The organism is Pseudomonas sp. Leaf58 (genome assembly GCF_003627215.1).
Taxonomy (GTDB): Bacteria; Pseudomonadota; Gammaproteobacteria; order Pseudomonadales; family Pseudomonadaceae; genus Aquipseudomonas.
Genome location: NZ_CP032677.1, coordinates 2,537,249 through 2,562,872, shown reverse-complemented (window position 1 = coordinate 2,562,872; position 25,624 = coordinate 2,537,249). Strand labels below are relative to the sequence as shown.

At 64.1% G+C, this 25,624-nt stretch carries 25 protein-coding genes, 2 pseudogenes and 1 riboswitch; of the genes and pseudogenes, 21 read left to right on the top strand and 6 right to left on the bottom strand.

Annotated features, from left to right (window positions below):
* Positions 1-69 precede the first annotated feature (69 nt).
* From alkB to DV532_RS11900, 3 genes are all read left to right on the top strand, one after another.
* Positions 70-717 (top strand): DNA oxidative demethylase AlkB, encoded by a 648-nt coding sequence (alkB, locus tag DV532_RS11910; protein ID WP_056796924.1) that lies wholly within the window; start codon positions 70-72, stop codon positions 715-717.
* A 168-nt stretch (positions 718-885) separates the two neighbouring features.
* The gene (locus tag DV532_RS11905) at positions 886-1,173 is read left to right on the top strand and encodes a hypothetical protein (RefSeq protein WP_056796921.1); all 288 of its coding nucleotides are present in this window, start codon (positions 886-888) and stop codon (positions 1,171-1,173) included.
* A gap of 83 nt (positions 1,174-1,256) precedes the next feature.
* Positions 1,257-1,871, top strand: a complete 615-nt coding sequence (locus DV532_RS11900; RefSeq protein ID WP_056796919.1) for a Yip1 family protein — start codon at positions 1,257-1,259, stop codon at positions 1,869-1,871.
* A 20-nt stretch (positions 1,872-1,891) separates the two neighbouring features.
* On the opposite strand, the gene DV532_RS11895 is transcribed toward DV532_RS11900, so the two are convergent.
* From DV532_RS11895 to DV532_RS11880, 4 genes are all read right to left on the bottom strand, one after another.
* Positions 1,892-2,152 (bottom strand): DUF1652 domain-containing protein, encoded by a 261-nt coding sequence (locus DV532_RS11895; RefSeq protein ID WP_056796968.1) that lies wholly within the window; start codon positions 2,150-2,152, stop codon positions 1,892-1,894.
* A gap of 251 nt (positions 2,153-2,403) precedes the next feature.
* A complete protein-coding gene (locus DV532_RS11890) occupies positions 2,404-3,291 on the bottom strand; it encodes a pirin family protein (protein ID WP_056796914.1) in 888 nt (295 codons plus the stop codon).
* 96 nt (positions 3,292-3,387) lie between these two features.
* Positions 3,388-4,260: an alpha/beta fold hydrolase gene (locus DV532_RS11885; protein ID WP_056796912.1), complete on the bottom strand. Its 873-nt coding sequence runs from the start codon at positions 4,258-4,260 to the stop codon at positions 3,388-3,390.
* A 21-nt stretch (positions 4,261-4,281) separates the two neighbouring features.
* Positions 4,282-4,911 carry a LysE family translocator gene (locus DV532_RS11880; protein ID WP_056796907.1) on the bottom strand — a complete coding sequence of 210 codons (630 nt, stop codon included), beginning with the start codon at positions 4,909-4,911 and terminating at the stop codon, positions 4,282-4,284.
* Between the two features lie 125 nt (positions 4,912-5,036).
* On the opposite strand from DV532_RS11880, the gene DV532_RS11875 reads away from it, so the two are divergent.
* Positions 5,037-5,516, top strand: a complete 480-nt coding sequence (locus DV532_RS11875; RefSeq protein ID WP_056796905.1) for a GNAT family N-acetyltransferase — start codon at positions 5,037-5,039, stop codon at positions 5,514-5,516.
* Between the two features lie 108 nt (positions 5,517-5,624).
* Entirely contained in the window at positions 5,625-6,515 is an 891-nt protein-coding gene (locus DV532_RS11870; RefSeq protein WP_056796901.1) for a LysR family transcriptional regulator, read from the top strand.
* A gap of 194 nt (positions 6,516-6,709) precedes the next feature.
* Here DV532_RS11870 and DV532_RS11865 read toward each other — a convergent pair.
* Positions 6,710-7,434 (bottom strand): annotated as a pseudogene (locus DV532_RS11865) (IS5 family transposase); the annotation flags it as partial.
* Between the two features lie 101 nt (positions 7,435-7,535).
* On the opposite strand from DV532_RS11865, the gene DV532_RS11860 reads away from it, so the two are divergent.
* The 16 genes from DV532_RS11860 to DV532_RS11785 all read left to right on the top strand — a co-directional run bounded on the left by DV532_RS11860 (position 7,536) and on the right by DV532_RS11785 (position 25,207).
* Positions 7,536-8,672: an acyl-CoA dehydrogenase family protein gene (locus tag DV532_RS11860; RefSeq protein ID WP_056796895.1), complete on the top strand. Its 1,137-nt coding sequence runs from the start codon at positions 7,536-7,538 to the stop codon at positions 8,670-8,672.
* A complete protein-coding gene (locus DV532_RS11855; protein ID WP_056796891.1) occupies positions 8,669-9,613 on the top strand; it encodes a D-isomer specific 2-hydroxyacid dehydrogenase family protein in 945 nt (314 codons plus the stop codon). The genes DV532_RS11860 and DV532_RS11855 overlap by 4 nt, the downstream gene beginning before the upstream one ends.
* Positions 9,614-9,636: 23 nt before the next feature.
* Positions 9,637-10,431, top strand: a complete 795-nt coding sequence (locus tag DV532_RS11850) for a class II aldolase/adducin family protein (protein WP_056796889.1) — start codon at positions 9,637-9,639, stop codon at positions 10,429-10,431.
* Positions 10,432-10,499: 68 nt separating this feature from the next.
* Complete coding sequence (locus tag DV532_RS11845; RefSeq protein WP_056796885.1) at positions 10,500-12,128, top strand: ABC transporter substrate-binding protein; 1,629 nt, start codon at positions 10,500-10,502, stop codon at positions 12,126-12,128.
* Positions 12,125-13,075: an ABC transporter permease gene (locus tag DV532_RS11840; RefSeq protein WP_056796882.1), complete on the top strand. Its 951-nt coding sequence runs from the start codon at positions 12,125-12,127 to the stop codon at positions 13,073-13,075. Before DV532_RS11845 ends, DV532_RS11840 begins: the two co-directional genes overlap by 4 nt.
* A gap of 1 nt (position 13,076) precedes the next feature.
* A complete protein-coding gene (locus DV532_RS11835; protein ID WP_056796879.1) occupies positions 13,077-14,006 on the top strand; it encodes an ABC transporter permease in 930 nt (309 codons plus the stop codon).
* Positions 14,003-15,625, top strand: coding sequence for an ABC transporter ATP-binding protein (locus DV532_RS11830; RefSeq protein WP_056796876.1), 1,623 nt, complete (start codon positions 14,003-14,005; stop codon positions 15,623-15,625). The genes DV532_RS11835 and DV532_RS11830 overlap by 4 nt, the downstream gene beginning before the upstream one ends.
* Before the next feature lie 176 nt (positions 15,626-15,801).
* Complete coding sequence (locus tag DV532_RS11825) at positions 15,802-17,136, top strand: LLM class flavin-dependent oxidoreductase (protein ID WP_056796873.1); 1,335 nt, start codon at positions 15,802-15,804, stop codon at positions 17,134-17,136.
* 26 nt (positions 17,137-17,162) lie between these two features.
* A complete protein-coding gene (locus tag DV532_RS11820) occupies positions 17,163-18,263 on the top strand; it encodes an LLM class flavin-dependent oxidoreductase (protein ID WP_056796870.1) in 1,101 nt (366 codons plus the stop codon).
* Between the two features lie 143 nt (positions 18,264-18,406).
* Positions 18,407-18,631: riboswitch (cobalamin riboswitch) on the top strand.
* A gap of 92 nt (positions 18,632-18,723) precedes the next feature.
* Entirely contained in the window at positions 18,724-18,912 is a 189-nt protein-coding gene (locus tag DV532_RS11815) for a CbtB domain-containing protein (protein ID WP_056796867.1), read from the top strand.
* 9 nt (positions 18,913-18,921) lie between these two features.
* Positions 18,922-19,608 carry a CbtA family protein gene (locus DV532_RS11810; RefSeq protein ID WP_056796865.1) on the top strand — a complete coding sequence of 229 codons (687 nt, stop codon included), beginning with the start codon at positions 18,922-18,924 and terminating at the stop codon, positions 19,606-19,608.
* The gene (locus DV532_RS11805; protein WP_056796862.1) at positions 19,608-19,994 is read left to right on the top strand and encodes a cobalamin biosynthesis protein; all 387 of its coding nucleotides are present in this window, start codon (positions 19,608-19,610) and stop codon (positions 19,992-19,994) included. The genes DV532_RS11810 and DV532_RS11805 overlap by 1 nt, the downstream gene beginning before the upstream one ends.
* A gap of 36 nt (positions 19,995-20,030) precedes the next feature.
* Positions 20,031-20,783 carry a precorrin-4 C(11)-methyltransferase gene (gene cobM, locus DV532_RS11800; RefSeq protein ID WP_056796859.1) on the top strand — a complete coding sequence of 251 codons (753 nt, stop codon included), beginning with the start codon at positions 20,031-20,033 and terminating at the stop codon, positions 20,781-20,783.
* Positions 20,784-20,849: 66 nt separating this feature from the next.
* On the top strand, positions 20,850-21,092 hold the full coding sequence (locus DV532_RS11795; protein WP_056796856.1) for a DUF1272 domain-containing protein: 243 nt from the start codon (positions 20,850-20,852) through the stop codon (positions 21,090-21,092).
* Positions 21,093-21,312: 220 nt separating this feature from the next.
* Complete coding sequence (locus DV532_RS11790) at positions 21,313-21,927, top strand: response regulator transcription factor (RefSeq protein WP_056796853.1); 615 nt, start codon at positions 21,313-21,315, stop codon at positions 21,925-21,927.
* A gap of 13 nt (positions 21,928-21,940) precedes the next feature.
* Positions 21,941-25,207: a transporter substrate-binding domain-containing protein gene (locus DV532_RS11785; protein WP_056796851.1), complete on the top strand. Its 3,267-nt coding sequence runs from the start codon at positions 21,941-21,943 to the stop codon at positions 25,205-25,207.
* Here DV532_RS11785 and DV532_RS31220 read toward each other — a convergent pair.
* Positions 25,182-25,613, bottom strand: a pseudogene (locus tag DV532_RS31220) (methyl-accepting chemotaxis protein); the annotation flags it as partial. The gene DV532_RS11785 and the pseudogene DV532_RS31220 sit on opposite strands and share 26 nt — an antisense overlap.
* Positions 25,614-25,624 lie beyond the last annotated feature (11 nt).

Sequence of the window (25,624 nt, the reverse complement as noted above, 5' to 3'; positions counted from 1 at the left end):
GCATGTCCGCGAATAGGCCAAACCTGCCAAGCGCATTACAATGGCCCTACCCAACCCGATACCCCGGCCATGATCCAGTCCGACCTCGACCTGTTCGACCCCCAGCCGCAACGCCTGGCCAGCCACACCGTGCTGCTGCCCGGCTTTGCCTTGGCCGACATCGAGCCGCTGCTCGACGCCCTGCGCCCGGTGTTGCGCGCCGCGCCGTTCCGGCACATGTACACCCCGGGCGGCCTGCGCATGGCGGTAGGGCTGACCAACTGTGGCACGCTGGGCTGGGTCAGTGATGAACATGGCTACCGCTACAGCCCCCGCGACCCCATCAGTGGCGAACCCTGGCCCGCCCTGCCCTCGCTGCTATTCAGCCTGGCCACCCGCGCGGCGGCCATGGCCGGGTTCGACGGTTTTGTGCCGGATGCCTGCCTGGTCAACCATTACCTGCCCGGCACCCGTCTAAGCCTGCACCAGGACCGCGACGAGCAGGACTTCGGCCAGCCGATCGTGTCGCTGTCGCTGGGCTTGCCTGCGGTGTTCCTGTTCGGTGGCTTGCAGCGCGCCGACAAAACCCAGCGCATTCCGCTGAACCACGGCGATGTGCTGGTCTGGGGCGGCGAGGACCGCTTGCGCTTCCATGGCGTGCTGCCGATCAAGCCCGGCGTCCATCCGCGCCTGGGGGAGCGGCGGATCAACCTCACCCTGCGCAAGGCCGGTGGCTGAATTGAGCCCGCGGCCCACCACCCGGCGCAAACCGTAGCAACGCCCGAAACCAGGTTGAACGTCTTGGCCTGGCAGGCTTCAAAAGATAGGCCACGCCCTATTCAGCCTGGAGCCCGCCATGCCCTACCTGTTCTATGCCCCCAACCCCCAGTTCGGAGCCGCGCCCCCATGAAAATGCCCTGCCGCGCGCCCAATGCCTGCCTGCAACTCGATTACGTACGCGACACCCTGTTCGGCCCGGTGGCGCAAAGCGTGGAATGCCAATGCCAGATCGCCGCCCTCAACCTGCAAGGCCTCCCGGGCCTGCGCCTGCACATCTGCCCGCCGCTGCCCGACAAGGTAGAGCGGGCCCACAGCGTGGCGTTTGTCTGGGATGGGCGCAGCTACCACGGTGTGGTGCGCGATCAGGGCAAGTGTGGCGATGGCGGCCTTAACCTGTTGCTAGAGCTGCAGTAAGCGATCAACGGCGGCCAACCGGGCTGAACCCGACGGTGCGGCGGGCCTCCATAGCAAAAGGCCCATGCCTGCCGGAGAACGCCATGAACAGTCCGTTGCTCAAGCTCTTCACCCACCCTGCCGACGCCTGGCTGGACATCCGCCGGGCCGAAGAAGACCACCCGCAACAATACCTGCCACGCCTGCTGGCCTTGGCGCTGATTCCCGCTGTATGCCTGTTCATCGGTACGACCACCTTCGGCTGGAGCCTGGCAGGCGAAGAGCGGGTGCGCCTGAGCATGGGCAGTGCCGGGCAACTGGCAGGCTTGCTCTACGCCACCACAGTCGTGGGGGTAATGTTGATGGGCGTAATGATCCGCTGGATGTCACGTGGCTTCGATGCGCAGCCCAGCCTTAACCAGTGCATCGGCTTTGCCGCTTACTGCGCGACGCCGTGGTTTTTTGCCGGGGTGGTCGGGGTGCTGCCGATCCGCTGGCTGGCCCTGACGGCGCTGCTGGCAGCTTCGGCTTATGCCAGTGTGTTGCTGTATGGCGGGTTGCAGACTTTTCTGCGGCTCAAGAAGGAACAGGCCATGTTGTTCGCGACCTGCGTATGGGGCGTGGGGTTACTACTGCTGGTAACCATTCTGGTGGCGATGATTTTGTTCTGGTTCAACGGCCTGATGCCGGAATATGTGCGCCCGGCCAGCCTAGGCTAACCGGGGCGCGGTGGGCGCGCTCAGGCGATGGCCTTGAGTGGCGCCGGGTGGCTGTCACGCAGCGCGTGCAACTGCCCCACCAGGTTGACCAGGTCACGGCAACTGTTGAGGCTTTGCAGCGGGACCCCGCTAAGGGTCACGCCCTCATCGAGACTCTGGCCCTGACCCAGGCGGATGGTCAGGTGGGCGCCGTCCGGGCAGCTGACTTCACAGCGGTCGGGCAGGCAGGCCTGCTCGATCATCTGCCGCATCTCCAGCATCGAAACTCCTATCAACGACATGGTACGACCCTCTCTGTGGGATGGCCTGTTGTGTGAGTACGCCTTTAGCAGGCGGGGCGCCAATTGATATTGCCCATGCCGCGGCAGGCGTCCATGCGCCAGGGCAATGATCATGCGGGGAAATCCTCTAGCACCTTAGTGGAAGATTGCCGGGGCGGGCCGAGTGTTCGAATGCAATAGGACATTTAACGACGAGCGGTCCGCTGTCGCCAAATGGGCTGCAAAGCAGCCCCGTGTTTTTCAGGCGACGCTTAATGCCGCGCACCGCCCCGCTCATCCTGCAGCTGCCCAAACCGCCCGGCCTCAAAATCGTCGAACGCCTCGGCAATCTCTGCTTGGCTGTTCATCACGAACGGGCCATAGCCCACGATCGGCTCATCGATCGGCTCACCGCTGAGTAGCAACACACTGGCGCCTTCCAGTGCTTCGATAGCCACGTCCTCACCAGCGCGGTCGAGCAGTACCAGGCTGGACGGGCCGGCTTCGCGCTCGCCGTTGATTCGCACATTGCCGCGCAACACCACCAGCGCTGCATTGCGCCCGGCGGCCAGCGGCAGTTGCAAGGCTGCACCAGCGTGCAGGCGTAAGTCCCAGACATCCATGGCGGTAAAGGTTTGCGCCGGCCCCGAGTGCCCTCCATAGCTACCTGCAATTACCCGCAGGCTACTGCCCTCGCCGTCCAGCGCTACCACCGGGATGTCCGCCGCCAGCAGCGTCTGGTAGCCAGCCGCTACACGCTTGTCCCGTGCCGGCAGGTTGACCCACAGCTGGACCATTTCCAGCGTACCGCCACTGCGGGCAAAGGCCGGCGAATGGAACTCTTCATGGATGATGCCGTTGGCCGCCGTCATCCACTGCACGTCACCGGGGCCGATCAAACCGCCAGCACCGGTGGAGTCACGGTGCTCCAACTCGCCCTGGTAAACGATGGTCACGGTCTCGAAACCGCGGTGCGGATGCTGGCCGACACCGCGCCGGGCATGGGTTGGGGTGAAGTCATGAGGGCCGGCATAGTCCAGCAGCAAAAACGGGCTGATCTTGCTGGCCAGGTTGTCGTAGGTGAACAGGCTGCGCACCGGGAAGCCATCGCCTACCCAATGCGCATGCGGGCTGCGGTGAATACCCAGAATCGTTTTCATGAGAAGGCTCCTCGCTTGGTTGGGATCACCTTATCAATCAAGCCAATCAGGCGGTAGCTGGCTGATTTGGCATACATCGTTCCAAAAATGGAACAATCAGCACTGCAAGAAACCAATCACCTGCTCGGCCGCCATGGCGGGGTCCTCTTGCATGAAGCAGTGCCCGCCGGCGACCTGCCGCGCGGACACGTTACGGTTGAGCGCCGCCAGGCGGCTCACTGAATGGGGCACAAAGGGGTAGGTATGCTCGCCATGCAGCACCTGCGTGGGCGTACGAATAGCCGCCAGGCTCGCCCACATGCGCTTGGGGAACGAGCTGAAGATTTCTACTTCGCGGCTGGGCCGGCACTTGAGCACCACCGCATCGCCACAGTCACCAATGGCATGGTCGATGTAAGCCCGCAAGGCCGCGTCGGTCCAGCCCTTGAAGATGCCCCGCCCGTGCAGCGAAGCCAGGGCGGCCTCACGATCGGGCCAGTGGCTGCGCCGGCTGGCGGCCTTACGTGCCAGGGCATGCCGCTGGTGCAAGCCGACCAGCGCCGCCGCCCCCATTACACCCAGCATACGCCGGCTAAACAGTACCGGGTCAAGCAGAACGGCCCGGGCGAACAACTGCGGCTCACTGGCCAAGATCAGGCCGGTGAGCACACCGCCGAAGCTGTGCCCCACGGCAAACCGCGGCACGTCGCCATACTCGCTTCGTCCGGCGGCAAAAGCTTCCACCGCCAGCGCGGCGGTGCGGTTCCAGCCACGAAACACCCCACCATGGTCACTGTCCCCATGGCCTTGGACATCGCTGAGCCACAGGTCGAAATGCTCGCCCAAGCGCATCAGCAATGGCTGGTAAGCCAGGCAGCAAAAACCGTTGCCGTGCAGAAAATGCAGCAAGGGCTTACCACTGGCCGGGGTTCGCCAGCCTCGCAGGGTAAAACCTTCGGCGCATTCATGGGACCAGGGGATCAACTGCATGGCGTTGCTGTACTCACGGGGTCAGGAAAATGCCGATTCTACAAACAGCAGCGGGTACAGGGAAATCACCAGCAACAAGGCCATCAGGACATTGAACAGCATTAGCCAGCGCGGGTTTTGCAGCAGGTTGCGCAGGGCGCTGCCAAACATCACCCATATGCCCACGCTGGGCAGGTTGACCAAGGCGAACAAGGCAGCAATGACAATGACATTGGTCACATAGCCTTGCGCCGGTGTGTAGGTGGTGATAGCCCCCACTGCCATCACCCAGGCCTTGGGGTTGACCCACTGGAATGCTGCGGCGCCCCAGAAGCCCAGCGGTTTACGGGCGTTGGACGAGGCTGTGCCGACAGGCCCGGAGGTGGCGATTTTCCACGCCAGGTACAGCAGGTACGCGGCGCCGGTGTAGCGCAGTACCGTATACAGCGGCGGCCAGGCCTTGAACACCTCACCCAAGCCCAGGCCAACGGCCAGCACCATCACCATGAAGCCGACGCTGATGCCAATGGCGTGGGGGATCGAGCGGCGTACACCAAAATTCACCCCCGAGGCCAGCAGCATGGTGTTGTTGGGGCCAGGAGTGATCGAGGACACGAAGGCGAACAGCACGAAGGCGGTCAGCAGGTCGGCAGAGGCAAGCATGGCGGGCATTCCAATTTCTTTGTAGGTGCTGTCACACTAACGGAGTCGCCCTTACCAGCGACCGGTACAGCTCTACGAAATTATGCAGATACACATTTTTGTACCGCCATCATCTGACCAAGGAAGCCGTCACCATGAGCATCACCATTCGTCCTGCCGTTCGCACTGATGCCGAACAGATCCTGGCCTTCATCACCGAACTGGCCGAGTACGAACGCGCCCGCCACGAAGTGATCGCCAGCGTTGCCGATATCGAGCACAGCCTGTTCGGCGAGGGCAGCACGGTGCACAGCTTGATGTGCGAGCGTGATGGCCGAGCAATCGGATTTGCCGTGTATTTCTACAGCTACTCGACCTGGCTTGGGCGCAACGGCATTTATCTGGAAGACCTCTACGTGACCCCCGAACAGCGCGGCGACGGCGCTGGCCGGCAAGTGCTGCGGCACATTGCCCGCGAGGCGGTGGCGAATAACTGTGGGCGCTTGGAATGGAGCGTACTGGACTGGAACGAGCCGGCGATTGGCTTTTACCAGTCGCTGGGGGCCGAGGCACAGGATGAGTGGGTGCGCTACCGGTTGGATGGGGACAAGCTGGCGGCATTTGCCCGGGGGTGATTAGGGGGCGCTTTACGCCAATGTCATAAGGCGATGCTGTGACAATCCAAGGGAACCGTATTATTCTCCCAAGGTATGTCCCATCGCCCCAATATGTGAGCGCCTCATATGAAAATCGATGATATGGACGCCTTCGTGGCGGTCATACGTTGCCAGTCGACCAACCTCGCCGCCGAGGCCCTGCAGCTAACCCAGCCGGCCATTACCCGGCGGCTGCAAAACTTCGAGGAAGACCTGGGCGCCACCCTGCTCGACCGCAACACCAAGCCGCTCAAGCCAACGCCCATGGGCCTGCGGGTCTATGAACAATGCAAAGCCATTTTGCGCGAGATCGACTCGCTACGCGAACTGGTGGCCAACGACGGCGCCCCCTCCGGCACCTTGCGCCTGGGCGTGCCGCAAACACTCGGCGATGTGGTGCTGCTTGATGCCTTGGCACAAATTCGCCTGGCCTACCCCGACCTGCGTACGCAGGTCACCAGTGGCTGGGGCAGCAGCCTGATCGCGCGTATGGAAAACGGCGAACTGGACGCCGCCGCCGCGTTGTTCCCACCGGGCAAGATCTTCCCCGAGGGCATCACCAGCCAGTCGATCGCGCGCATGCCGCTGCGGGTGGTGGCGGCCAAAGGCAGCGCTGGCAAGCGCAACCTCAAACTCAGGGAATGTTACACCCGCGGCTGGGTGCTCAACCCGGATGGTTGCGGCTTCCGCGCCGGGTTGCAACGGGCGTTGAGTGAACAGGGGCTGAGCCTGTCGATCAACCTGGAGACCTTTGGTACCGAACTGCAGCTGGGGCTGGTGGCCAATGGGCAGGGCCTTGGGCTGGTGCCCGAGCCGCTGCTGCAGAACAGCCGCCACCGGGATGCGCTGGACGTGGTCAACGTGACGGATTTCAAACCGCAGGTGGACTTGTGGCTGTTCCACCCGCGCTACCTGGGCAACTTGCAGGAGCCGGTGGAGTTGTTTGGCCGTGTGGCTGGGCAGCAGCTTTGCGGATGAGTTGAAATTGCTGGGGGGCTCTCGCGCAGAAGGCTGAGCTCGCAATTGGCCCGCGCCGCCACGAGGCCCCTGCTAAATCACAGCACAGTTTGCTGTGACCACATATAAAAGTTAACACTCCGCCGCTATTGGCCTCGCGCGCCTGCAAAGCGGCCTCGACCTCTTGCGGCAAGAGAACGGGCATCTGGTGGTACCTAGGCTCTGTATGAAAAAAGGTGTCGCAGACACCGCATGGAACAAGCCAGCGAGACCATTGAAGCGTAGCTTTTTGCAAGTTTGTCGAAGCGCGTCACGATACGGCGGTTCTCTTTCAGCCAGCCGAACATGCGCTCGATGATGTTGCGCTGCCGGTACTTGGGGCGATCAAAAAGTCTCGGTAAACCAGGCTTGGGTTTGCGCTTCATGGAGCGCGGGATGACGGGCTGCATGCGATACCGGTCGCAGTACCGGCGCAATGCCTCGGCATCATAACCCTTGTCGGCCAGCAACCATTTGCAGCGTTTGCGAGGACGGCCACGTTGGCTTGTCGGAATGCTGACGTCATCCAGCAAGGGCTGGGCGTAGCTGATATCACTGGCTTGCCCGCCAGAGAGGAGGAAGCGCAACGGCACGCCGTTGGCGTCGCAGAGCATGTGAATTTTGGTAGTCAGGCCACCGCGACTGCGGCCTAAAGCGTGATCGGCAGGCTCATCAAGCCCCCCTTTTTCCGCGCCCCAGATGAGGCGCGGGGAGCCCGCACAGCTGTCGAATCAATCATCCAGGTTTGCAAGTCGATCAAACCTTGATCATTGAGCTTGAGGTGCAATCGTCTGAGCATTTGATCGAATGTTCCCTGGTTTCGCCAAGCTCGAAACCGATAGTAGACCGTCAAAACCACCCACGTAATGCCAATTTCGCATAAAACTGAAAACACATAATTCCACAAACAAATAATTAGCATAGAACTAAAAAGAATTTTACAGCCTTCATCCATGCGAATACGGTCTTAGAAACCCACCGTGTTCCAGGGATGAATACCCCATGAATCACCCCCCTTCCGCCAGCACCCTTGCCGAACTGACCCAAGCCCTGGCTGCCAACGCCGAACGCTACGACCGTACCGGCGAGTTCCCCGTCGACAATTTCAACCTGCTGCACCGCCACCACCTGCTAGGGTTCACCGTACCGCGCGCGCTGGGCGGCGGCGGTGCCGACCTGGCCAGCGCACGCCAGGTAATCGCTGCCGTTGCCAAGGGCTGCCCGGCCACCGCGCTAATCCTGGTAATGCAATACCTGCAGCATTTCCGCCTGCAGGACGAGCAGCGCTGGCCCGAGCACCTGCGCCTGCAGGTGGCCCGCGACGCGGTAGCCAATGGCGCGCTGATCAACGCCTTTCGCGTCGAACCAGACCTGGGCACGCCAGCCCGCGGCGGCCTGCCGGCCACCCTTGCCCGGCGCACCTCCGAGGGCTGGCGCTTGTCCGGGCGCAAAATCTACTCCACCGGCAGCCACGGCCTGACCTGGTACCTGGTGTGGGCCCGCAGCGACGATCAGGACCCACTGGTGGGCGGCTTCCTGGTGCACAAGGACACACCCGGCATCCACATCGTCGAGGACTGGGACCATCTGGGCATGCGCGCCACCTGCAGCCATGAAGTGCAATTCGACGAGGTGCTAATACCGCTCGATCACGCTGTCAGCGTCAGCCCGGCCAGTGCACCGCGCCCCGAACTCGATAGCACTGCCCTGCTGTGGATGGCCGTGTTACTGCCTGCGCTGTACAACGGTGTGGCCCAGGCCGCACGGGACTGGCTGGTGCAATTCCTGAACCACCGCGCGCCCTCCAACTTGGGCGCTGCGCTGGCCAGCTTGCCGCGCTTCCAGGAGCTGGTGGGGCGCATCGACACCTTGCTGTTCAACAACCAGAGCCTGCTGGACGCCGCCGTGGCGGGGCAGGTTGACCCGCGCCATGCCGGGCAGCTCAAGCACCTGGTCAGCCGCCACGCTATCCAGGCGGTGGAACTGGCCATCGAAGCCGCCGGTAACCCTGGGTTGTCGCGGCGCAACCCGCTGGAACGGCACTACCGTGATGTGCTGTGCAGCCGCATCCACACCCCGCAGGACGATGTGGTGCTCGGCCAGGTTGGCCGCGCAGCGTTGGCGGAGGTGGCGGCATGAGCCACTCGATCATCGCCAGCCAGCTAGACGCCCAGGCCAATCAGTACCTGCGCGACCACTTGCCCGACCATGAAGTGGTCGACATCGCCCCGGGCCAACTGCAGCTGGGCCTACCCGCCGACGTGTTCATCCTGCGCCCGATCAACGTACGGGGTAACCGGGTGGACACCCCGCCAGCCGGCTGGCCGTGGTCGCTGCGCTGGGTGCAGGTGGTGTCCTCGGGCATCGACTTCTACCCCGACTGGGTGTTCCAGGGGCCGCCAGTCACCAGCGGCCGCGGCGCCAATGCCGAACAGGTCGCCGAGTTTGCCCTGGCCTTGGTGTTCGCCGCAGCCAAGCAGTTGCCGGGCCTGTGGGTGAAGGACGCCGATTGGCGCTTGACCCCACTGGCACCGGTGCGAGGCCGCACCCTGGGCATCTTCGGTTTCGGCAGCATCGGCCAAAGCTTGGCACGCAAGGCGAGCGCCCTGGGCATGGCGGTACGGGCGCTGAACCGCCCAGGCCAGGCCATCGCCGAGGTGCCGGACGTACAACGCGTCGACGACCTGCAGCAACTGTTCGCCGGCAGCGACCATTTGGTCATCGCTGCCCCGCTTACCCCTGCCACCCGTGGCCTGATCGACCGCCAGGTGCTGGCCCAAGCCAAGCCAGGGCTGCACCTGGTCAACATCGCCCGTGGCGGGCTGCTGGACCAGGACGCCCTGCTCGAAGCCCTGGACCGCGGCCTTATCGGCCGCGCCAGCCTTGATGTCACCGAGCCGGAGCCATTGCCGGCGAGCCACCCGCTGTACCAGCACCCGCGGGTGTTCCTGTCGCCGCACACCTCGGCGATTTCCGAGGACGGCTACCCCGCGCTGCTTGAAGCGTTTCTCGACAACTTCGCCCGTTACCGCGAACGGGCACCGCTGCACAACCTGGTCGACACCCAGCGCGGCTACTGAACCCACACATTTTGGAGAACACCATGACTGCACTGTCTGTCATCACCCCCCAGGAAAACACCGTGCGCCAACGGGTCAGTGCCGAGGAGTGGGAGGTGCGGGTCAAGCTGGCCGCGGCCTACCGCCTGGCCGCGCTGTTGCGCTGGACCGACCACATCTACACGCATTTCTCGGCGCGCGTACCGGGGCCCGACGAACACTTTCTGATCAACGCCTTCGGCCTGCTGTTCGACGAGATCAGCGCATCCAACCTGGTGAAGGTGGATGTCGACGGCACAATCATCGACGACCCGCTGGGCCTGGGCATCAACCAGGCCGGTTATGTGATTCACAGCGCCATCCACCGCGCCCGGCCCGACCTCAAGGCCGTGCTGCACACCCACACTCGCGATGGGGCGGCAGTATCGGCCCAGCGCGACGGCTTGTTGCCGATTTCCCAGCACGCCCTGGCCTACTACAGCCGGGTGGCGTACCACGACTACGAGGGCGTCGCCCTGGACCTGGACGAGCAGCAACGGCTGGTGGCCAACCTGGGCGACAGCAACATCCTGATCCTGCGCAACCACGGCCTGCTGACCGGCGGTATCAGCGTCGAGCACGCCTTCCGCGAACTACACGGCCTGGAACGTGCCTGCAACATCCAGGTAGCGGCGCAAGCCGGGGGTAATGACCAGTTGCTGCAGGCCGCGCCGGCGGCGATTGCCAAGGTGCACGAGCAGTCCAAACGGTTTGCCGACGGTTTGGGCGAAGGCATCCAGCGGCATTGGGATGCGCTGATTCGGCAGCTGGAGCGGGAGGGGCTGGATTATCAGGCCTGACTGATCTCTACAGCCTGTGCCCGCCAGGCCGGTACAGGCACACCCCACCTCCACTGAAGGAACGTCCCATGCCACCATTCCCCTTGGTCAGAAGCCTGTTAGCCTGCGCCACCCTAGCCCTTACCCTCACCGGCTGCTCCCCCTCCAGCGAGGAAAACGCCGGCAAAACCTTGAATATCGCCTTCTGGGGCGACAACACCACCCTGGTCAGCGTCGACCCCTTCCAGGTCTACTGGCTGGAGCACCGCGTGCTGCTGCGCAACGTCGCCGAATCGCTCACCGACCAAGACCCGGCCACGGGCCGCATCATCCCCTGGCTGGCAAAAAGCTGGGAGGTCAGCGATGACGCCCTCGCCTATACTTTCCAGCTGCGCCAGGACGTCACCTTCAGCAACGGTGAGCGCTTCGACGCGCAAGCCGTGAAAACCGCCTTCGACAGCAACAAGGCCTTCGCCGCGCAGCTGCCCGCCACCTTCGGCGCCACCTACCTGGCCGGCTATGACCACGCCGAGGTGGTCGATGGCTTTACCGTGCGCCTAGTGCTGTCGCGCCCCAATGCCGGCTTCCTGCAGGCCACCTCCACCACCAACCTGGCCATCCTCGCCCCTGCCTCTTATGCGCTTAGCGCGCAGGAGCGCTCGTTGGGCAAGATCATCGGCACCGGCCCATTCATCCTCGAACACTACACCCCGGAAGTCGGCGCCCGCCTGGTCAAACGGGCGGACTACGCCTGGGCCTCGGCCAACGTCAAAAACCCCGGCGCCGCCCACCTGGACAGCGTAAACATCAGTTATATCGCCGAAGAAAGCGTGCGCAACGGCCTGTTTTTGCAGGGCAAGGCCGACATCCTGTGGCCGCGCAACCCATTTTCCGAGGTTGACCTCAAGCTGTTCCAAGCCAAGGGCGCGTCCATCCAAAGCCGCTCGCTGCCGGGCCCTGCGCTTAACCTCTACCCCAACACCCGCAACGGCCGCCTGCTGGGCGACCGCCAGGTACGCCTGGCCTTGCAGAAGGCCATCGACCGCACCAGCTATGCGCACACCGTGTACAACGCCGAGTTTCCGGTGGTGGCCGGGGTGTATGACGTAACCACACCGTACTTCAAGCCCCAGGCCGACAAGCTCGCCTACGACCCGCAGGGTGCCGAACGCCTGCTGGAAGCTGCCGGCTGGCACAAGGGTGACGACGGCTACCGGCACAAAGGCGGCCAGCGCCTGACCTTGCGGTACAACCTCACCCCCGCCGAAAGCGCCGGTGATGTGCTGGTTCAGGACCAACTGCGCAAAGTCGGCATTGACCTCAAACTGAATGTGCTGACCCGTGCCGAGTGGGTAGCCGGCAATGCCTCGGGCAACTACGACCTCACCTCCACCTACATGACCCGCGCCGACCCGATCATTCTGCAAACCATCCTTGACCCGCGCGCGGCCAGCAGTGCCACCCTGGCAACCAACACCTACGAACCGCACATCCTGACCAAGGCGCAAAGCCTGTTCGACAACGGCATCAGCGCCACCCGCGACGCGCAACGCGCCCAGGCCTACGGCCAGTTACAGGACCTGCTGGTGGACGAAGCCTCAGCGTTCCCGCTGTACGAACGGGTGTGGCAGGCCGCCACCGCGCCGCGGGTCAAGGACTTCCGCTGGACTGCCGAGGGCTTCGCGTTCCTCAGCGACATTCAGGTGTCGCAGCCATGAGCCGTTACCTGATCGCCCGTTTCGGCCAAGCGCTGCTGGTGCTTTGGGGCGCTTACACCATCACCTACTTCATTCTCTACCTGCTGCCCGGCGACACCTTGGCGATCATGCTCAGTGCCTCGGGTATGGAAGCCGATGGCCTGTCGCCCGAGGACTTGGCCAAGGCCCGTGCCTACTATGGGCTGGACAAGGGCCTGTTCGAGCAGTACTTCGACCTGCTGTGGCGCGCCCTGCACGGCGACTTGGGCCAGTCGCTGTCACTCAACCGCCCGGTTACCGCGCTGCTGGCCGAGCGCTTGCCGCAAACCTTGGCGCTGGCCGGCCTGGCCATCGTGCTGTCGCTACTTGGCGGCATCGGCCTGGGCTACCTCACCGCCTACCTGCAATGGCAACCGCTGAGAGTCGCGCTGGCGCGCCTGCCATCATTGGGCTTTTCGGTCCCGGTATTCTGGATGGGCCTGTTGTTGATCCAGGTATTCGCCTTTGGCCTGGGCTGGTTCCCAGCCACCGGCAGCCAGGGTTTTGCCAGCTTGGTGCTGCCTGCTGTGACCCTGGCCATTCCCAGCGCAGCGGTGTACGCCCAGGTGCTGCAACGTGGCTTCCAGGGCGTGTGGCAGGAGCCGTATATCGCCACCGCGTTCGCCAAGGGCCTGAGCCGCGCCCAGGTGCAGGCACGCCACGGCCTGCGTAACGCCGCCCTGCCCATCCTCACCCTGGTTGGCCTGCAGGTAGGCAACACGGTGTCCGGCGCGGTGCTGGTCGAGACCATCTTCTCGCGCAATGGCGTCGGCCGGTTGGCCCAGGAAGCGGTGCTGCGCCAAGACATCCCGGTGGTACTGGCGATTGTCGCGGTGTCGGCGGCGGCCTTCGTGCTGGTCAACCTGATCGTCGACCTGCTCTACCCCTACCTCGACCCACGTATTACCCACATGGCCAAGGTGCACTGAGATGACCATCAACATACCCCTGCCCCCGATCGACAGCGCGGCTTGTGGCAGCCGGCTTGCCGGCGATGCGGCCCGCCCCGCCAGCGCCTGGCGGCGCCGCACACGCCTGCAGCGCGCGCATCAAGCCTTGATCCCGCTGCTGCGCCGGCCCGGCTTCAGCCTGGCCCTGTTGATTGTGCTGTTCGCCCTGCTCTGCGCGCTGGCCCCCCATGGGCTAAGCCATTTCGACCCTTATGCCACTGCGCCCGCCGACAAGCTGCAGGCACCTAGCGCCGCACACTGGTTTGGCACCGATGAACTGGGCCGCGACCTGTATACCCGCGTGGTGTATGGCGCGCGCCTGTCCGTGCAGGCCGCGCTGCTGGCCGTCGGCATCGCCCTGGCCGGGGGCTTGAGCTTGGGTGTAGTGGCCGGTTTCGCCGGCGGGCGCCTGGACGCGGCAATCATGCGCCTGGTCGATGTGCTGCTGGCCCTGCCCGGCCTGCTGCTGGCCCTGGCCATCGTCACCGCTATCGGCTTTGGCACGGTACCGGTGGCCATTGCCGTGGGCGTGGGCATCATCCCCGGTTTTGCCCGCACCACCCGCGGCGAAGTACTGCGGGTAAAGACCCTGCCCTATGTCGAGGCCGCGCGCCTGGGCGGCGCCAGTTGGCGGCGCACCTTGCTGCGCCATGTGCTGCCAAACGCCTGGGGCCCGGTGGCGGTACTGGCCACACTCGATTTTGGCGCCGCCATCCTGGCCACCGCCGGCCTCAGCTTCCTCGGTTTTGGTGCGGCGCCCCCGGCTGCGGAATGGGGCACGCTGATCGCCAACGGCAGGCATTTTCTGATCACCGCCCCATGGCTGTCGCTGCTGCCCGGCCTGTTCGTGGTCGCCGTGGTGTTCAGCCTCAACCACCTTGCCCGTACCTTCGAGGAGCACGCGCGATGAACCACCAGCCCTTGTTGGCCGTACGCGACCTGAGCATCAGCTACCACGCCGCCGGCCAGGCCACCCAGGCCGTCAAACACCTTTCATTCACCTTGAACCAAGGCGAGACCGTGGCTATCGTCGGCGAGTCCGGTTCGGGCAAGTCGACCCTCGCCAACGCCCTGCTCGGCTTGCTGCCGCCTGCCGCGCGCATCGACCACGGGCAACTGTGGGTTGACGGGCTTGATGTGGCGCGCGCCAGTGAGCGGCAAAAGCGTCAGCTGCGCGGGCGCACCCTCGGCCTGGTGCCACAAGACCCAATGGTCAGCCTCAACCCCACCCTGCGCATTGGCCAGCAGATAGCTGAAGCACTGGCGCTGGCCCATGGCAGCCGCTACCGCCGTGTCGCTGCCGATGTGCTCGACCTGCTCGCCCAAGTCGGCCTGGACAACCCGGCCCTGCGCGCCCGCCAGTACCCACACGAGTTGTCTGGCGGCATGCGCCAGCGGGTACTGATTGCCATTGCCCTGGCCGGCAACCCGCGCCTGATCATCGCCGACGAACCCACCAGCGCGCTGGACGTGACGGTGCAGCGCAAAATCCTCGATCACCTGCAACGGCTGGTGGCGGAGCGCGGCATCTCGCTGCTGATCATCACCCACGACCTGGGTATGGCCACCGATCGCGCCGACCGCCTGCTGGTAATGAAGCAGGGCGAACTGGTCGAGCAAGGCCCGCCTGCACAGATCGTACAGGCGCCCCAGCATCCCTATACCCGCGCCCTGCTCGACGCCGCACCGGCGTTCAGCGGCCGGCGCCAGTCCCGGCCATTGGCACCGGGTTCAACGCCGATTCTGAGCCTGCAGGGGGTGGGCAAAACCTTCGAATTGGCCAGGGTCAAGGGCCAAGCCAACCGCTTTGTCGCCCTGCAAGGCCTGGACTTGCAGGTTTACCCCGGGCAAACCTTGGCTATTGTCGGTGAGTCGGGCTCAGGCAAGAGTACTGCCCTGCGCATCGCCCTGGGCCTGGAGGCGCCCAGCCAAGGCCGGGTGCTGATCGACCAACAGGATGTCACCGGCCATGGCTGGCGCCAGTTCCGCCCATTGCGCCGGCGCATGCAGCTGGTACAGCAAAACCCGTTCGCCGCCCTGGACCCGCGTTTTACCGTGTTCGACAGCATTGTCGAGCCGCTGGTGTCGTTTGGCGTGCTCAAGGGTGCTGCACTGGAGCAGCGCGCCCGCGAGCTGATCGAGCGGGTGCACCTGCCGCTCAGCTACCTCGACCGCCTGCCGCGCGAACTGTCCGGCGGCCAGCGCCAGCGGGTGGCCATCGCCCGGGCGTTGGCGTTACAACCGCAACTGTTGCTGCTCGACGAGCCGGTCAGCGCGCTGGATGTGTCAGTGCAAGCGCAAATCCTGGCACTGCTGGAGGAGCTGCAGCGCGAGCTGGGCATGGCTTATGTGCTGGTTTCGCATGACCTGGCGGTAGTGGCGAGCATGGCTGACCAGGTGTTGGTACTGCGCCAGGGGCAGGTGGTAGAGCATGGGACGGTGGAGCAGGTATTCGAGCGGCCGGTGAACAATTACACGCGCGAACTGGTTGCTGCCATTCCTGGGCAGCGGGCAACCATTGTGGCCTAACTTAAAATACACAAAAAGCATTTAATGTAATTATGTTTATACATATAAATCATAATTAGCATAGAACCACAAAGCCTTTCACAACTCCACTCACCCCACGCTAAGGTTTAGCCATCCCGACCGACCCCATACCTGGCGGAGGTTTCTACCCAGACCACCCACCACAGGTAACCCTAATGAGCACACGACAGATCCGCCTGGGCGCCATGATCCATGGCGTCGGCCACGGCTGGGGCGAATGGCGCCATCCGCAGGCGCTCGCTGATGCCAGCGTGAACTTCGGTTTCTACAAACACCAGGCAGCACTGGCCGAAGCAGCCAAATTCGACTTCGCCTTCATTGCCGACAGCCTGCACATACACGCCCGCTCCAGCCCGCATTACTTGAACCGTTTCGAGCCCCTCACCCTGTTATCGGCGCTGGCGGCAGGCACCGAACATATCGGCTTGGTCGCTACCGTCACCGTCAGCTACACCGAGCCTTTCCAGGTGGCCCGCCAGTTCGCCTCGCTGGACCTGATCAGTGGCGGGCGCGCCGGCTGGAACGTGGTCACCTCGTGGCTGTCTGGCACCGCCGACAACTTTGGCAAGGCCGAGCACCCACCCCACGCAGTGCGCTACCGCATCGCCCGCGAGCATGTGCAGGTGGTCAAGGGGCTATGGGACTCCTGGGAAGATGACGCATTTACCCGTGACAAGCAGTCGGGCCAGTTCTTCGACCCTGCCAAGCTGCATACCCTCGGCCACCAAGGTGAGTTCTTCAAGGTCAAAGGCCCGCTTAACATTCAGCGCTCACCGCAAGGCCAACCGCTGATCTTCCAGGCGGGTGTGTCCGAGGACGGGCGCAATTTCGCTGCGCAGAATGCCGATGCCATTTTCGTTAGCCCCGAGTCGTTCGAGGACGCCCGCGCCTACTACCAAGACCTCAAGCAACGCGCCGTGCAGCATGGGCGCAACCCCACTGAACTGTTCATCCTGCCGGGCATCCGCCCCATCATCGGGCGAGACACCGAAGAAACAGAAGCCCGCTACCAGCAAGCGGTGCAGCTGGTCAGCATCGAAGATGCGCTGGTCGCGCTTGGCCGGCCATTCAACGACTACGACTTCAGCCAGCATGCGCTGGACGCGCCTTTCCCCGACCTCGGCACCCTAGGCGATAACAGCCACAAAGGCACCGCCGACCAGCTCAAGCAGCTGGCACGTGAAGAACGCTTGAGCCTGCGCGAGCTGGCACTGCGCTTCTCACGCCCACGGCGTGACTTCGTCGGCACCCCGGAGCAGGTCGCTGATGCCCTGCAGCATTGGTTCGATCAGGGCGCCGCCGACGGATTCATCATCAACTCGCTGCTGCCCGATGGCCTGCAGTACTTCACCGAATACGTGGTCCCCCTGCTACAGGCTCGTGGCCTGACACGCCGAGAGTATCAGGGCACCACACTGCGTAGTCATTTTGGCCTCGATGTCCCCGCAAACCGCAACAGCCAGCGCCGCGCCCAAGCGGCGGTTGCCTGAGCCCCAACGACAAGGAGTGTGATTACATGAGCCTAGAGTTCATCGGCCTGATCGGCCCGCAGGAAAGCAGCGAATCCCAGGCACCGCGCGGCCCGCTGGTAGACCTCGATTTCATCAAGGCGTTTGCCCAGGCCCAGGAGTACGGGGGCTTCGACAAGGCCCTGCTGGCAGTCAACACCAGTGCACCGGATTCGCTGATATTGGCCAGCTACGTGGCCGCCCTCACCGAGCGCATCGGCCTGCTGGTAGCGCACCGCCCGGGTTTCCAGGCCCCGACCTTCGCCGCCCGCCAGTTCGCTACCCTCGACCAACTGAGCCGTGGCCGGGCCTCGATCAATGTCATCACCGGCGGCGACAGCGGCGACCTCCAGCGTGATGGCGACTTTCTTGATAAAGACGCCCGCTATGCCCGTACCGATGAGTACCTTGAGGTATTGCGCAACACCTGGACCCGCCAGGAGCCCTTCGACCACCAGGGCAGCCACTACCGCATCGAAGACAACCTGACCTTGGTCAAGCCCGTGCACCAGCTACCGATCTACTTCTCTGGCGCTTCCGACGCGGCGGTCGAGGTGGCCGCCAAGCACGCCGATGTCTACATGATGTGGGGCGAGCCGCTGGAACAGGTACGCGAGCGCATCGCCAAAGTGCGCAAGGCCGCTGCCCGCTACGGGCGCGAAAAACACATTCGCTTCAGCTTGTCGCTGCGGCCAATCCTGGGGGCTACCGAGGCCGAGGCCTGGGCCCGCGCCGAACGCATTCTGGCCGACGCCCAGCAACGTATCGGCATTCGCCAAGGCACCCGCCGCGAAAAGAACTTCGGCAAAAGCAACGCCGGCTCCGAGCGCCTGGTGCAGTTGGCCAGCCAACGCAAGGTGCATGACACCCGGCTGTGGACCGAGATTGCGGCGCTGGGCGGTGGTGCGGGTAACTCCACCTCGCTGGTGGGGACTGCCGAGCAGGTGGCCGAGGCCGCGTTGGCCTACTACGCGCTGGGCGTTAGCACCTTCCTGTTCCGCGGTTTCGATCAACTGCGTGATGCGGTGGAATACGGGCAGGCGCTGATCCCGCGCATTCGCGCGCGGGTAGCACAGCATGACGCCGGGCTTACCGCGCGCAGGGCGTAGACCGCTACTGGCTGAGCCGGGTTGCGGGAGGGCTTGAGGGTGCATGCATTGGGCTTTTCAGCGCCTGTGCGCGCGAGCGCATAGGTACCCCAAAGCCAAAGCCCTACCCTCAGGGCAATTGACGCCAAGCCCGCCCCATGCTCTCCTTATGCCTGCGTTCAGGTGCCCCTTTGGGGGTGAAACGGGAAACCGGTGCGTCGCAGGCCCTCCAACAGGGCCGGACAAGGCCGGTGCTGCCCCCGCAACGGTAAGCGAGCGAAGCGTCTATACCACTGTGCCCGGTCAACCGGCGTGGGAAGGTGACGCTTTTACAGGAGCCCAGCTCCTCCTCGCAAGCCCGGAGACCGGCCTGGCGTTCATGAACACCCCGCGGTGGGCGGGCGCTGTTGCATTCCCCTGGGCGGCCACGCTCGGGGCTGCCGCGCTTGCCCATTGCCCACAAAAAGCAGAGGACCGCGTCATGCCCGTCACCACCGCCAAACAACACAGCACTACCACCCCCGTCACTCTCAGCCAACGTGTGGTCATCGCCGTCGGTGCCAGCCTGCTGGGCCTGTGCCTGGTGTACTTCGCCGGTTTCTCGCACATCGAGGCCGTGCACAACGCCGCCCACGACACCCGCCACAGCGCCGCCTTCCCCTGCCACTGAGTACGCCCAATGATCACGCGCATTGCCCGTACCGCGGGCTTCAGCGGGCTGCTTGCGGCCCTGCTGCTGACCCTGCTGCAAAGCTTCTGGGTCGCCCCACTGATACTTGAAGCAGAAACCTACGAGTCCTCGGCCCCGGTCGCCCATCACGAACATGGTGGCGAAGTGGCAGCCCATGAACACAGCGCCGAAGCCTGGTCGCCGGAAGACGGCTGGCAGCGTGTGCTGGCCACCACCGGCGGCAACCTGGTGGTCGCCGTCGGCTTCGCCCTGCTCCTGGCCGCCTTGTACAGCCTGCGCGAACCGCGACGCATCGGCACCGGGGCCCTGTGGGGCCTGGCCGGCTTCGCCGTGTTCTGCTTGGCCCCGACCCTGGGCCTACCGCCGGAACTGCCGGGCACGGCAGCCGCCGACCTCGGGCAACGCCAGGCCTGGTGGGTTGGCACCGCCAGCGCCACCGCCGTGGGCCTGGCGTTGCTGGTGTTCGCCCGTCACTGGCTGCTAAAGGTGCTGGGCGTCGTACTGCTGGTGGCCCCGCACGTCATTGGCGCGCCGCAACCCGAAGTGCATGAAAGCCTGGCCCCCGAAGCACTGGAAACCCAGTTCATGCTGGCCTCCTGGCTGACCAACGTCGCGTTCTGGCTAGCCCTGGGCCTGTTCAGCGCGTGGCTGTTCCGCCGCTCCAGTCAGGCCTAATGCCGGCCTTTTATGCCGGTTTGGGCTGCCGCCGGGGATGCCCGGTGACTACGCTGGCAACCTTGCTATGCCAAGCCCTGAGCCATCAGGGCCTGGCGCTGGCCGACTTGCATGGCATTGCCAGCATCAGCCTGAAGGCCGACGAACCCGCCTTGCAGCAGCTGGCCGAACGCCTCGGTGTGCCCTTGGTGCTGTACGATATTGCCGTGCTCCAGCCCTACGAACCGCAACTCAGCCACCGTTCTGCAGCAGCCCATGCCCACACCGGCTGCTGGGGCGTGGCCGAGAGTGCGGCACTGGCACTGGCCAGCCAGCGGCTTGGCCGGGCCAGGTTGCTGTTGACACGCCAGGTACTGGGCCCGGCCACCCTTGCCTTGGCCTACTGAACGTTCTACCTCCTCTATTGTTTGCAAGGACTTCCCATGACGGTCTACTTCATCGGCGCCGGCCCCGGCGACCCGGAACTGATCACGGTCAAGGGCCAACGGCTGATCCGCCAGTGCCCGGTGATCATCTATGCCGGCTCGCTGGTACCTGCTGCGGTACTCGAGGGCCACCAGGCCGAGACCGTGATCAACAGCGCCGAGTTGCACCTGGAGCAGATCATCGCCGCCATGCAATGCGCGCACGAAAAAGGCCAGGATGTGGCCCGGGTGCACAGTGGCGACCCCAGCCTGTATGGCGCCATTGGCGAGCAAATCCGCCACTTGCAGGCGCTGGGCATCGATTACCAGATTATCCCCGGGGTCACTGCCACGGCGGCCAGCGCCGCCCTGCTCGGCTGCGAACTGACCCTGCCACAGGTAGCGCAAACCGTGATCCTCACCCGCTTTGGTGACAGCTCGCCCATGCCACCTGGCGAGCAGTTGGGCGACCTGGCGCGGCATAAATGCACACTGGCCATTCACCTGGGGGTCAAGCACCTGGCGCGTATCGTCGATGAGTTGCTGCCGCACTACGGCGCGCACTGCCCGGTGGCAGTGGTGCATCGTGCCACTTGGCCAGACCAGGACTGGGTACGCGGCACCCTCGACGACATCGTCGCACGCGTTGCGGCCAAGCGCTTCCGGCGCACGGCATTGATCCTGGTGGGCCACGTGCTGGGCGACACACCGTTCGCCGAGTCCGCCTTGTACCGTGCAGGGCATGCACACTTGTATCGCCCGGGCGACTGAGCATTGCCAGCTTCGCCAGCGGCATAGCAGACTCCGGGTTCCCACCTGCGAACAGGAGTCTTGCCCATGCTGGATTTACGCCCCAACTGCGAGTGCTGCGATACCGACCTGCCGGGTGACAGCCCCGACGCGCTGATCTGCTCGTTCGAATGCACCTTCTGCCGGGCCTGCGCCGAAACCCGCTTCCAACGCCACTGCCCGAATTGCACCGGGCAACTGGTGGCCCGCCCGACGCGGGTCGGCCAGGCACTGGCCAACAACCCCGCTTCGACCTTGCGCGTAAACAAAGCGCACCCCGCCTGCGCCTGACTGGCCGCTAAAACCGACATTGCCGCTTTGATAGGGTGATGTCTTTCCCGTTTCTTGTAGGGCTTTTCAACAACAAGCACGGGGACTTTCAACACTTCTATACTCGGCATTACCAAATTTCAGGAATGGTCGTATCGTGCAGCGCTTCCGATATCCCTACTTGCAGACGTATTCCTGAGTGATCCAGGAAGCGGACCACATCCTGACAGGAGTTTTCCTCATGACTACCGTGCTGATCGTCGACGACCACCCCATCGTCCGGCTGTCCTTGCGCTTATTGCTCGAGCGCGAGCGCTTTCATGTCCTCGGCGAGGTCGGCAATGGCAGCGAGGTGGCACAAGTGGCCCGCGAACTGCGCCCGGACGTGGTCATTCTCGACATCGGCCTACCCGGCCTGGATGGCATGGAGGTGATCAAACGCCTGCAGTGCCTGGAGTCGGTCCCCAAGATCATGGTGCTGACCGGGCAAGCCACCGACCTGTACGTGCGGCGCTGCCTGGATGCCGGGATCGGCGCCTTCGTCACCAAGGAAGAGGACCACGAAGCGTTGTTGTTTGCCCTCAAGGCTTTGGTCAAGGGCTATTCCACCTTCCCGCAGATGTCGGTCAATAGCAACTCGTTGGAAAGCGAGCCGGTGCGCCTGGCCAGCCTCTCCAACCGAGAAATGGAAGTACTGCGGCGCCTGGCGCGTGGCGAGAACAACAAGAATATTGGCACCTGCATGAACCTCAGTGCCAAGACCATCAGTACTTACCGGGGTCGCATCATGGAAAAACTCAAGACCGAGTCGTTGGTTGAAATGGTCGACCTGGCCAAACGCAACAGCGTCTACTGAGTACTCGGCGGCGATGAAGCGCCTGTTGGCAAGCATCCTTCTGGCCATCGGCCTGGCCAGCCCCGCCGCGCTCCAGGCCAGCAGCGAGCCCCGCCAGTTGCTGGCTCGCTCGGTCAGTGCCGCCGCCCCGCTAAGGCTTACCGACGCAGAGCGGCAATGGCTTCAGCAACGCCAGCACTTGGTGCTGGGCAGTTCGCGGCCCGACTACCCGCCCTTTGAAATCAACGTTAGCCAGCAGGACTACGAAGGCCTTAGCGCCGATTACGCGGGCATCATTGCCGAACAGTTAGGCATTACCATCGAAGTTAGGCGCTACGACAGCCGCCACCAAGCCATTGCAGCGCTGCGCGAGGGCCATATCGACTTACTGGGCAGCTCCAATGCCTTCGAAGCGGCGGATGCCCAACTCAGCCTTAGCACGCCCTATGCCGACGACCTACCGGTCATCGTCACCCGCGAGGGGCGCAGCCTGAAGAATAGCCCCGACCTCGCCGGCCTGCGCCTGGCCATGGTCGACCATTACCTGCCAGCCAATAACGTTCGCACCCTCTACCCCAAGTCGCAATTGAGCCTGTATCGCTCCACCCTGGCCGGGCTGGCCGCCGTCGAACTGGGCGAGGCCGACGCCTATCTGGGCGATGCCATCAGTACCGATTTCACGATTGGCAAAAGTTACCAGGGCACACTGAAGATCGACCATTTCTGCCAGGTCACCCCTGGGGCATTTGCCTTTGCCCTGGCCAACGACAACCCGCGCCTGCACCAACTGGTCGACAAGGCGCTGGCGCGCATCAGCGAAAGCGAACGCCTGAACATCCTGCGCCGCTGGAGCAGCGGCAACACCAGCTTGCTGTTGCAACGCCACCTCACCGCCTTGAGCGCCGAGGAAGAAGCCTGGATCGCTGCCAACCCCACCGTCAACGTGCTGGTCAACACAGCGCTGGCGCCGTTGACCTTCAACGATGGCCAGCACCGCCCCAGTGGCATTACCCTCGACCTGCTCAAGCAGATTTCGCTGCGCACGGGGCTGCACTTCCAGCCGGTCGAAAGCCCTTCAGCGCAAGCGATGGTCGAACGCCTGGCGCGCGGTGATGCGCAGATGATCGGGGCCCTGGGCTATGGCGCGGACCGCGCCAGGCAAATGCGCTACACCCGGCCCTACCTGGTCAGCCCACGGGTGCTGGTCACCCGCAGCGACTATGCATCGACGGCGCAGGCGCTGGACGGCCAGCGCATCGCCCTGGTGCGCGGCTCGCCGCAGGGGGCGGTGTTGCAGCAACGCTACCCGCAGGCCAAGGTGGTCGAAGTGGACAACCCCCTAGGCCAGATGGAAGCCGTGGTCAACGGCACTGCCGATGTCGCCCTGAGCAGCCATATCAATGCCGCCTACTACATCAGCCATGTATTCGAGGGCCGCTTGCGCATCGCTAGCGTGCTTGACGATGACCCGGCCGTTGCCGCCTTCGCCGTAGGCGCAGACCAGCCGCAACTGCAAGCGATCCTCGATAAGGCACTGCTGAGCATTCCGCCCGAAGAACTGGACCAGCTGATCAACCGCTGGCGCACCAGCACCTTGGTCAGTGACAGCCCATGGCGCGACTACCGCACGCTGGCCTTGCAGGTGCTGGTACTGTCGGCCCTGCTGCTGGCCGGGGTGGTGTTCTGGAACAGCTACTTGCGCAAGCTGATCGATCAGCGCACCGAGGCCCAACATGCGCTGCAAGCGCAACTGGCCCTGAGCCGCGGCCTGCTGGATCAACTGCGCCAGGCCAAAGACGACGCCGAGCAGGCCAGCCAGACCAAAAGCACCTTCCTGGCTACCATGAGCCATGAAATTCGCACCCCCATGAACGCGGTGATCGGGCTGCTGGAGCTGGCCCTGGAAGACAGCCACGCCGGCCGTTGCGACACCCAGACCCTGCAGACCGCGCATGAATCGGCCATCGGCCTGCTGGAGCTGATTGGCGATATTCTCGACATTTCCCGCATCGAATCCGGGCACATCACCTTGCAGCCAGTACCCACCAACCTGGTCGAACTGGTGCGCGCCACCGTACGCGTATTCGAAGGCAATGCACGGGCCAAAGGCCTGCTTTTGCACAGCGAATTGCCCGTAGCGCCGGTCTGGGTGCTGGCTGATCCGCTGCGGCTCAAGCAAATCTTGTCCAACCTGATCAGCAACGCCATCAAGTTCACTGACCGCGGTGAAGTCCAAGCTAATCTGCTGTTGCCCTCGGCCGCCGAGCCCAACAGCCAGCCTATCGAATTGTCGGTGCGTGACACCGGCATCGGCATCAGCCCCACCGACCAGGCCCGGCTGTTCAATGCCTTCGTCCAAGCTGAGGGCCCCCGAGCCCGCCAGGGTGCCGGCCTGGGGCTGGTTATTAGCCGCACCCTGACCGAGTTGATGGGCGGCTCCTTGAGTTTGCAGAGTGTCGAAGGTGTTGGCAGCAAGGTGCTGGTCAACTTGCAACTGCCAACCTGCGCAGCCCCGGCACAGGCCGAACAGCATCCCCCGGTGCACGAAAGCAGCGGCGGCCCCCTGAACATATTGGTGGTCGACGATTACCCCGCTAACTTGCTGTTGCTCGAGCGGCAACTGCAAACCTTGGGGCATCGCGTGACGCTGGCGGAGAACGGCGAAATTGCCCTGGCCCACTGGCAGGCTGCACGCTTTGACCTGGTGATCACTGATTGCAGCATGCCGGTCATGGACGGCCACCAACTGACGCGCCGCATCCGCAGCCTTGAGGCTGAACGCGGCGCGCCGGCATGCCGAATTCTCGGTGTGACCGCCAACGCCCAGGCCGAGGAACGTGCCCGCTGCCTGGCCAACGGCATGGACGAGTGCCTGTTCAAACCCATTGGCCTACGCACGCTCAAGGCCCACCTGCCGCAGGCCCTCCGCGGGCAACACCTGCCGGCGCGGCCCGGCAGCGGGTTCAACCTGAGCGAACTGCGCCACCTCACACAAGACGATGAACAGCTGACGCGGCATCTGCTGGAGCAGCTGTCCGAAAGCGTCAGCGAAGACCTGGCCGCCTTGCGCGCATTGGCACCCGACGTTACTGGCGAAGCGCTGCGCGACCTGGCTCACCGAATCAAGGGCGGGGCGAAGATGATCAAGGTGCGCACGCTGGTCAGCGATTGCGAAGCCATCGAGCAGGCCCATGGCCAAGGCCTGCCAACGGCCGACTTGCGCCTGCAATTGCAAGCCAGCCTGCAGGCTCTGCTGGATGAACTGGGCGATGCGCTCAATGCAACTGCAGCGTCGAAGTGATCTGGCTGATGGCATCCACCACGTGCCGTGAGCCCTGCTGAATCTCCATGATCACCGTGCCGGCCTGGTTGGCCAGCGCCACGCCATGATCGGTGCGGTTCAGGCTCGACTGCATGCTGGCTACGGCCAACAGCGACAGGTCGTGGTTCTGCCGCACCACATCGACGATTTCCAAGGTTGCCTTGCTGGTCCGCGCCGCCAGGTTGCGCACCTCGTCGGCTACCACGGCAAAACCGCGCCCGTGTTCACCGGCGCGGGCCGCCTCGATGGCCGCGTTCAAGGCCAGCAGGTTGGTCTGGTCGGCAATGCCGCGAATGGTCAGCACGATCTGCCCGATCACATCCGACTGCTTGCTCACCGCATCGATGCTGCGTGCGGCGTCGTTAAGCTCATGGGAAATCTGCTCGATCACCTGCA